The 9513-nt window shown below is 51.1% G+C and carries 8 protein-coding genes; 6 read left to right on the top strand and 2 right to left on the bottom strand.

The window, feature by feature from the left end; translation table 11 throughout:
* Positions 1–137 precede the first annotated feature (137 nt).
* Together NG833_RS16755 and folB are read right to left on the bottom strand one after the other, a co-directional pair.
* Entirely contained in the window at positions 138–1058 is a 921-nt protein-coding gene (locus NG833_RS16755; RefSeq protein ID WP_254566429.1) for a glycosyltransferase family 2 protein, read from the bottom strand.
* Between the two features lie 153 nt (positions 1059–1211).
* A complete protein-coding gene (folB, locus tag NG833_RS16750; RefSeq protein ID WP_254566428.1) occupies positions 1212–1607 on the bottom strand; it encodes a dihydroneopterin aldolase in 396 nt (131 codons plus the stop codon).
* 349 nt (positions 1608–1956) lie between these two features.
* Between folB and purC the strand changes: the two genes are divergently transcribed.
* The 6 genes from purC (at position 1957) to lpxB (ending at position 8978) form a co-directional block, all read left to right on the top strand.
* Positions 1957–2688 (top strand): phosphoribosylaminoimidazolesuccinocarboxamide synthase, encoded by a 732-nt coding sequence (gene purC / locus NG833_RS16745; RefSeq protein ID WP_254566430.1) that lies wholly within the window; start codon positions 1957–1959, stop codon positions 2686–2688.
* A gap of 134 nt (positions 2689–2822) precedes the next feature.
* Positions 2823–5348: a BamA/TamA family outer membrane protein gene (locus NG833_RS16740; RefSeq protein ID WP_254566427.1), complete on the top strand. Its 2526-nt coding sequence runs from the start codon at positions 2823–2825 to the stop codon at positions 5346–5348.
* A 16-nt stretch (positions 5349–5364) separates the two neighbouring features.
* Positions 5365–6240 carry a UDP-3-O-acyl-N-acetylglucosamine deacetylase gene (gene lpxC, locus NG833_RS16735; protein WP_254566426.1) on the top strand — a complete coding sequence of 292 codons (876 nt, stop codon included), beginning with the start codon at positions 5365–5367 and terminating at the stop codon, positions 6238–6240.
* 69 nt (positions 6241–6309) lie between these two features.
* Entirely contained in the window at positions 6310–6840 is a 531-nt protein-coding gene (gene fabZ, locus NG833_RS16730; protein ID WP_254566425.1) for a 3-hydroxyacyl-ACP dehydratase FabZ, read from the top strand.
* Positions 6841–6976: 136 nt separating this feature from the next.
* Complete coding sequence (gene lpxA / locus NG833_RS16725) at positions 6977–7789, top strand: acyl-ACP--UDP-N-acetylglucosamine O-acyltransferase (RefSeq protein WP_254566424.1); 813 nt, start codon at positions 6977–6979, stop codon at positions 7787–7789.
* 10 nt (positions 7790–7799) lie between these two features.
* Positions 7800–8978 carry a lipid-A-disaccharide synthase gene (gene lpxB / locus NG833_RS16720; protein WP_254566423.1) on the top strand — a complete coding sequence of 393 codons (1179 nt, stop codon included), beginning with the start codon at positions 7800–7802 and terminating at the stop codon, positions 8976–8978.
* Positions 8979–9513 lie beyond the last annotated feature (535 nt).

Below are 9513 nucleotides of genomic sequence, written 5' to 3'. Positions count from 1 at the left end.
TCCAAAAAATAAAACCTTCAAAAAACCCGCACCCTGAAGGGTGGGGCTACACGGACAAAGCCCGCCTGCGCGGGCTAAAAGAGCCTTGTTAGGTGCGATCGCATCAAAGCAAGGATGATTTATTTGTTGGAATACCCTTATACCCATTCTGCCAACTGGTCAGAATTCGTCATACTTTTGACTTGATTGTTTTGTCTTGCCTCGAAATACTGGTCATCCGTGGCAACATCTTGCTGGAAATTTTGAGGATGAATCAGGGGAAAATCGAGTTCTTCTCTGAGTAAGTCTGCAAAACTACTGGGATTGATGGTGTGGGTTGCTTCTTGATGTCCAAACCCAATATTAGACACTAAGTTTTTATTGGGTAAAATCGAAGACTGTTGGTGATAAAGACAGGCAAAATTCCATTGATGGTCCCAGGTGTCGAGTTGGTTTTCATAGACCAAATCAAAAAGTTGGGCTTTGACCGCTGCTTCTTGTTTATTTCCGATGATTTCTGCTAATTTATTGGCCTGTTTGAGTTCGGGCCATAATTTAATCTCAACATCGTAGTAAGTTTGCCATGCTCTGCGCCAAGTTGCCCAACCCCAAATATGAGTTCTTCGGGAAAAATAGTAGCTTTCATTTCCATTTTGGCCGGGAATTCCTTCATTGCTTCCGGCAATATGCATGACTCGGGAATCATCTCGATACTGAGTCAAAAGTTCTTGACAATACCGGAAGAAACTTTGATTGGGTACACAGTCATCTTCGAGGATGATGGCTTCTTCCACGGTATCGAAGACCCAATCGATGCCACTAGAAACCCGTAACTTACAGCCTAAGTTAATCTCGGAATAATGCTTGATAACTTGACAATCCCAGTCTACGCGATCGATGATCTGGCGAGTCGCTGTACATTTTTCGGCTTCTCCGGGGCGATCGCCACGGGGTCCATCGGCGATGACTAACAACTGAGACGGTTTTGCTTGACGAATCGACTCAAATACCTGTTCGGTGGTATCGGGTCGGTTAAAGATGAGCAAGGCAACCGGCGTTGTTAATTGCCAATCATTCATGTTTTTGATTCTCCTTAATGTTGTCAATTACGTTAGATCGGGGTTAAGTATCGATATGTTTTGAATCTAAGGGCGTCCGTGAATAGCCCGTTCATTTATTTATTCCCAGTAACGGGTCTAACCCGGAGGGATGAAAAGAGAGTAAATTGGGGTTTATGAGTTCAAAAAATCCGATGGAGACCGGGTAATTTCCACGGAAATTTTTCCAGAAAAATCGGGGATTGGAGCGGAAACTTTTGTTAAGCGAACTCGGATTTTTTGAGCTTTATCCCATGGGAGAATGGAGCGTGCAATTTGGCTTGCCAAATGTTCCATTGTATTGACCTTAGCGGTTTCGATTTGATGGCGAACCCGCTCAACCAATTCTCGATAATCTAAGGTGTCTTCTAGGCGATCGCTGTTTCCAACTGCTACTAAATCCACCCACAGGGTTAAATCCACCTCAAACCATTGACCGAGCATTCTTTCCTCAGCCAAGTAGCCCGTGTAACCGTAATAGCGCAGTCCCGTAATGGCGATCGCGTCTCTTTGTTCTACAGATTTGTCCATGTTGTACCAAACGTCAATCCCTGGGTTTTGTCCCAATCTTGGACATCTTTCCCGATTGTCAGTCCCAAGGAAACCCAGGGCCAAACTATCCTACCGCAAACTGAGAGAACTCATCCCCATCGCGGCAAAATGTGGTGGTCAAACTTTACTAGGACCCCAGCCGAGTGTAACTTAGGGCCACCGCTGCCCATGCTTTCCCGGTCATTTTCAGCCGTAATGCGATCGCCCATCAGGATCCTGCTATCATTCTCGCCACACAACGATAAAATGATTGAGCGACCTCAAGGGACGCGAATTGGTGACCCCGTTGGGGATGCTAAGTTCACTCAATCAGAAAGCAAAAACGGTGATGGCGGCGATGGAAAAACTCTATGAAGGCAAAGCGAAAATCCTATATAGTACCGAAGACCCCGAAGTGGTGATCTCCCAGTTTAAAGATGATGCCACCGCCTTTAATGCGCTCAAACGGGGGACCATCGTCGGTAAAGGGCAGATGAACTGTGCGATCGGCACGGCCCTGTTTAACCTGCTGGAATCCAAAGGAATCCCCACCCATTTTATCGAGCAAACCCGTCCCAACGAAATGCGAGTCAAGCGGGTGCAGATTGTCCCGGTAGAGGTTGTCGTCCGCAATATTGCTGCTGGAAGTTTATGCAAGCAAACCGGCATCCCCCAGGGAACCGTCCTCAAACAGCCCCTGGTAGAATTTTTCTATAAAAACGATGAACTTGGGGACCCCTTGTTAACCCGCGATCGCCTGCTATTATTAGAACTCGCCACCCCAGAACAACTAGAGCAACTGCGGACAATGGCATTGGAAATCAACCAAATTCTCTCAGAATTTTTCCATCAGTGTCAAATTCTCCTCGTTGACTTTAAACTAGAGTTCGGATTCGATGGCCAGGGGAACCTAATACTTGCTGATGAAATCAGTCCTGATACTTGCAGACTCTGGGATGAATCCCAGAGCGATCCCACTGCCCGAATCATGGATAAAGACCGATTCCGGCAGGATTTGGGCAACGTAGAAAATGCCTACCAGCAAGTCCTTGAACGGGTGCTTTCTCATCTATACATTTAAGAGTCAGTGGGATTAATTAGCCCTAACTACTCAGAAAGAAAGGAGGAGAATTTATTTCCTTCAGGAATTGTGGTGACTTACTCTTGTATCCTTTCTTTTGGTTTCTCTGGACGTGCCAAATAACGACTAAACCCATGCGCTTATCTCCTGTCTTGTCAGCCGTTCTTGCTACTTGTGCCATTCTCAGTATTGCCAACCCCAGTCGGGGAGAGACTTCGACTCCGTTGGCCCAATCCCCAACCGACCCTTCAATGGAAGTAGAGGACCCCACGACAACCGACCCTGCCGAGCGATCGCCCGATGGACCGGCAGACTGGGCGGGATCTTCCTTAATTGAGGGGATTAAAAGTATTGAGAGGATTGAGAATGGGGATGCCACCAGTTTAGCTGTGACTCCGGGACAAGGGGAGGAGATCTCCCCTGAAGCGGATGTTGTTCCCTTTACACAGGCAGATCAAGCGAGAGTAGAATTATTGAGCGAGGGGGATGTCACAGCATCGGAACTGGCAGTTGAGGAAGACCCCTTCGTTTCCGCGATCGCCCCCTTAGCAGCGACTCGTCCAGAAGAAGCAATCCCGGCCATTATTCAACAGAGCGATCGGCCCAGTCCATCCCCTGCCGAATTGCTGATCACCCCACCCTTACAACAACCGGACCTCAGCGATCGCGCAGGGGACTGGAACCGGGCGATCGCCCAAGACCCCACCCCAACCGAAACCGCCGAACCCGATGCCATAGAAACCGAACCCTCCACCCGTCCAGTCGTCCCCGAACCCACTCCCGAACCCACTCTTGAAGCAACCCCCGAACCTACCCCCGAACCTACCCCCGAACCTACCCCACAACCGATAACACCCCCGCCACTGATTCCCCCCCGGTCCCAACCGGCCCCCCAAGCGGAACCTCAAGTCTTAGTCGCCGAAGTCGTCGTTAGTGGCGTAGAAGGACGACTCGAAGACGAAGTGTATCGCGTGATTTCCCTGCGTCCAGGACAGACCACCACCCGGTCCCAACTGCAACAGGACATCAACGCCATTTTTGCCACCGGCTATTTTTCCAACGTCCGCGCCGAACCTCAAGACACCCCCCTCGGTGTCCGAGTCACCTTTGTCGTCGAATCCAACCCAGTTTTAAACCGGGTAGAAGTCAGAGGAAACCAAGTCCTTCCCCAAGAGGTGATTGATGAAATTTTCGCCCAACAGTATGGGGATATCCTCAACCTGCGCGACTTCCAGCAAGGCATCCAACAGTTAAACGAATGGTATCAAGAAAATGGCTATGTCCTGGCCCAAGTCATTGACACCCCCCAAGTCGCCGCTGATGGCACCGTCATTCTGGAAGTCGCCGAAGGAGTCGTCGAGAGTATTGAAATCCAATTCATCAACGAAGAAGGGGAACTCGTCGATGCCGAAGGGCAACCCATTCGAGGCCGGACTAAAGAATACATCGTCACCCGAGAACTCGAACTCGAACCCGGAGAAGTCTTTAACCGCCAAACCATTGAACGGGATTTACAGCGAGTCTTTGGACTGGGCATTTTTGAAGATGTCCAAATTTCCCTCAACCCCGGTCAAAATCCTCGCAACGTGGTGGTTGTGGTCAATGTCCTAGAAAGAAGTACCGGGTCGATCGCCGCAGGTGCCGGGATTAGTTCCGCCAGTGGTTTATTTGGCACCCTCAGCGTCCAAGAGCAAAACCTACTGGGGAGAAACCTCAAATTAGGGACCGAGTTGCAAATTGGACAGCGCGAGGTCCTGTTTGATGTCAACTTTACCGACCCCTGGATTGCTGGTTTTGAGACTCGCACCTCTTATACCGTCAATCTATTCCGACGGCGATCCATCTCCTTTATTTTTGATGGGGGCGATCCGGAAATCGAACTCCCGGACGACGGCGGGCGTCCGCGCATTCTGCGCTTTGGGGGGGGAGTGACCTTTTCCCGTCCCCTGGATAATGGCTGGAGAGCCTCCTTAGGCACCCAGTATCAACGCATCAGTACCCGAGATGATGATGGGGATATCGCCCGAACTGACGAACGCGGAAACGATTTGAGCTTTAGTGGCGACGGTAAAGATGATTTGTTTACCTTCCAACTCAGTGGCACCCGAGATTTACGCGATAGTGCTTTGCAGCCGACCTCCGGGAGTGTCCTGCGCGTCAGTACGGAACAATCGGTTCCCATTGGCTTAGGAAGTATCTTCTTCAATCGGTTGAGAGCCAGTTATAACTACTACATCCCCATCAACTTAATTCGCTTTTCTGAAGGACCTCAAACCTTTGCTTTAAGCGTTCAAGGGGGAACCGTCCTTGGGGATTTACCCCCCTACGAAGCCTTTTCCTTGGGCGGGACCACCACCGTGCGCGGTTACGATGAAGGGGCCGTGGGAACCGGGCGCAGTTTTGTCCAAGGGAGTGCCGAGTATCGCTTCCCGATTTATTCCGTGGTGGGTGGTGCACTGTTCTTTGATGCAGCCACGGACTTCGGAACTGGGGACGACGTTCCCGGACAACCGGCAGAGGTCCGCAACAAACCCGGGAGCGGTTTCGGCTATGGGTTGGGCCTCAGAGTCCAGTCTCCCCTGGGGCCGATTCGGGTGGATTTCGCCCTGAATGATGATGGAGGCAGTCGCTTCCACTTTGGTCTGGGCGAACGCTTCTAGGAGGCTAACTTTGTTGATGAATCCCTCGTCCCATCGGCTTTCTGTAACATCTCAGCCTCCACAACGTTTAGTTGCACCTGTAGAATGCTCTGGGGTGGGATTGCATACAGGAAGCTTGACTCGGGTGAAAATACTGGCCGGTGTACCTGGGGAAGGACGCTGCTTTGTGCGGGTGGATATTCCCGGCTGTCCGGTGATTCCAGCGAGATTTGATGCGGTCCATCAGACGACCCTTTCCACGGAACTGGCGATCGCCCAGGCATCGGTGCGCACCGTTGAGCATCTGTTAGCTGCTTTGATGGCAATGGGGGTGGAGGATGCTCGCATTGAAGTGGATGGACCGGAACTGCCTCTACTGGATGGGTCCGCCCTGTCTTGGGTGGAGGCGATCGCCCAAGTTGGTCTCGTCCCCATAACCCCCAAAACCCAGCCAGAAATCTCTCCCCTCTCCTTACCGATTTCCATCTATGAAGGGGATGCCTTTGTTTCGGCCCTCCCCTCCCCAGAACTGCGATTTAGTTATGGAATTGATTTTCCCGAAGCGGCGATCGGCAACCAGTGGCACAGTTGGTCTCCCAGTCAATCCAGCTTTGCCACCGACATCGCCCCAGCGCGCACCTTTGGTCTCGCCCGCCAAATCGAACAACTCCAGGCAGCCGGTTTAATCAAAGGGGGTAGCTTAGAAAATGCCCTGGTTTGCGGGGAAACCGGATGGATAAATCCCCCCCTGCGATTTTCAAATGAACCAGTGCGTCATAAAATCTTAGACTTAGTAGGAGATCTGAGTTTACTCGGCCCTCTGCCCCTGGCTCATTTTATTGCTTACAAAGCGAGTCATAAGCTGCATATCCAGCTTGTGCGCGCCCTGGCAGAATCACGGGTCCAGATTTAACGAGGCGGGCGGGGCCTATTGAAAACTCTCTCCACTCTCGATCCAGACCCTATCGACCTTACGCAAGTCATGACCACTTCTATTGAAGTTAATTCCGTTCAATCTACCGAGTCTACCCCCAGTCAAACCGAAAGCACCCCCGCGAATGGGACTGGGACTGCTTTAAAAACCACCTTTACCCTCGAAGAAGTCCAGCAACTGCTTCCTCACCGTTATCCCTTTGCCTTAGTGGACCGGATTATCGACTATGTTCCAGCAAAACGGGCGGTTGGGATTAAAAATGTCACCTTTAATGAGCCTCATTTTCAAGGACACTTTCCCGGGCGTCCGATTATGCCTGGGGTGTTAATTGTCGAAGCAATGGCGCAAGTTGGCGGGGTAGTGTTAACCCAGTTTCCAGGGATGGAAGGGAGCCTGTTTTTATTTGCAGGCATTGATAAAGTCCGTTTCCGTCGTCAAGTCATTCCCGGGGACCAACTGGTAATGACCGCTGAAGTGCTGCGAGTGTCACAACGGCGAATCGCTAAGATGCAAGCAAGGGCTGAAGTGGACGGTCAATTGGTGACTGAAGGGGAACTGTTGTTCTCCCGAGTAGACTAAACGGGAAATTATCAGTGAGGAGTAAGTGGGAAGAATTGAGAATTGAGAATTGAGAATTAAGTCCTGGGTAATTGTTGACTATTAATTGTTTCCAGGTGATTCTTTTTTCTTCCTTTTTCCTTCTTCAATAAATTTTATGAAAACTCTGATTCATCCGACGGCAGTCATCCATCCGGATGCGGAACTGCACCCGACTGTTGAAGTCGGAGCTTATGCCGTGATTGGGGCGCAAGTGAAAGTAGGCCCAGATACGACAATTGGTCCTCATGTGGCGATCGAGGGTTGCACGGAAATCGGGGCGCGCAATCGCATTTTTCCCGGGGCAGCGATCGGGTTTGAACCCCAGGATTTGAAGTATTCGGGGGCTGCAAGTCTCACGAAAATTGGGGATGGGAATACGATTCGCGAGTATGTGACGATTAATCGAGCCACGGGAGAGGGAGAGGCGACGGCGATCGGCAATGATAATTTGTTGATGGCTTATGTTCATATTGCCCACAATTGTGAAATTGGCGATCGCGTGGTAATTACCAATACGGTGCAACTCGCCGGTCATGTTCGCATTGAAAATCACGCCCGAATTGGCGGTGTTTTGGGGATTCATCAGTTCGTCCATATTGGGGAACTGGCAATGGTGGGAGGGATGACGCGGATCGATCGCGATGTCCCGCCCTATATGTTGGTCGAGGGCAATCCCTCTCGGGTGCGATCGCTCAACTTGATCGGTCTCAAACGCGCCGGTATCTCCCCGGATGACCTGAGTCTGCTCAAAAAAGCCTTTCGCCTGATTTATCGCTCTGATGAGACGTTTAAACAGGCCGTGGAATACTTAAGGGAACTGCCCCAGACCCCCTATCTCCTCCATCTGTCTGAGTTTCTGCGTCAGTCCATCACTGCCGATCGCCGAGGACCAATTCCCGGACGACAACGCGGTTCGAGTCACGAATAAGGGGTCGCAAGTGGCAACAATTTTTATCAGCACCGGGGAGGTGTCTGGGGATATGCAAGGGGCAATGTTGGTAGAAGCCCTCTATCGTCAGGCTCAATCCGCCGGGATACCCCTAGAAATTATGGCCTTGGGTGGGGCAAAAATGGCCCAAGCCGGTGCAGTCCTCCTGGGCGATACGACGGGGATTGGTTCCATCGGGATTCTCGAATCCTTGCCCTATATTTGGCCCACTCTGCAAATCCAGCGCTGTGCTAAAGCCTATCTGCGAAAGTCCCCCCCGGATGTGATGATCCTGATTGACTATATCGGTCCAAATCTGGGGATTGGGAATTTTGCCAAGACGCACCTGCCCCAGGTGCCGCGAATTTATTATATTGCCCCCCAGGAGTGGGCTTGGTCTTTGGGCGATCGCACCACGACTCAGATTGTCCGACTCTGCGATCGCCTCCTCGCCATTTTTCCCACGGAAGCGAGTTACTACCAACAACATGGCGCAACGGTTGACTGGGTGGGACATCCATTCATTGATGTCCTTGAGAAGGCTCCCACCCGAGAGCAGGCGCGTCACACCTTGGGAATTGACGCCAATGAACTGGCGATCGCCCTTCTGCCTGCCTCCCGACAACAAGAACTCCGCTATCTCTTACCTGTGATGTTTGAGGCGGCACAGCAGATCCAAACTCATCATCCATCGGTCCAGTTTTATCTCCCCTTATCCTGGGAAAAATATCGCCCCACCCTAGAAACCGAGATTCAGCGTTATGGATTGCGGGCTAAATTAGTCGAAGCGAGTCAAAGTCGCATGGCGATCGCTGCTGCTGATTTAGCCATCACCAAATCTGGGACTGTCAATTTAGAAATCGCCCTGTTAAATGTCCCCCAAGTGGTTATCTACCGAGTCAATCCCGTCACCGCCTGGATTGCACAGCATCTTCTCAAATTTTCCATCCCCTTCATGTCTCCCCCGAACCTGGTGTTAATGAAATCCATCGTTCCAGAATTGCTGCAAGAGCAAGCAACCGCAACGAACATCGTTCAAGAAGCGCTGGATTTACTAGAAAATGGCGATCGCCGACAGCAAATGCAGCAAGACTATCAGCAAATGCGATCTGCCTTGGGGGAACCAGGAGTTTGCGATCGGGCGGCACAGATTATTTTGGGGCTGATCCAGACAACCGGCGGGGGTTAAAACCCTACCCCTGTCAAGGTGGTCAATGGAATCCCGCCTCCTCCGGGTTTCTTGTAGGGGCGTATTGCATACGCCCTCTTTATCCGTCAATGGAATCCCGCCTCCTCCGGGTTTCTTGTAGGGGCGTATTGCATACGCCCTCTTTATCCGTCAATGGAATCCCGCCTCCTCCGGGTTTCTTGTAGAGGCGTATTGCATACATGATACGGAATCCGGTTGGAATCGGTCTGTAAAAACCCGCAGGCTGTTCGCGTAGCGTTCCGTAAGGAAAGCCTGGAGCTACACGGACGAAGCCCGCCTGCGCGGGCTAAAAACGAAAATCGACTTTTACCAACCGGATTGGGTATCAGAGGGCGTATGCAATACGCCCCTACAAATACACCTTGACAGGGCGAGGGTTAAAACCCTAGCCCTGTCAAGGTGATAAATTTAATGACGAAAAATCGTTATTTCCTGTAGGGGCGCTTCGAGAAGCGCCTGTCCAAGAGGTAAATTTGATGATGAAAAATCGTTATTTCCTGTAGGGGCGCAAGCA

It is taken from the genome of Oscillatoria sp. HE19RPO (assembly GCF_024220515.1).
In the GTDB taxonomy this organism is placed as follows: Bacteria; Cyanobacteriota; Cyanobacteriia; order Cyanobacteriales; family Laspinemataceae; genus Laspinema.
The sequence above is the reverse complement of the archived record's forward strand: the minus strand, read 5'-3'. Positions and strand labels throughout refer to the sequence as shown.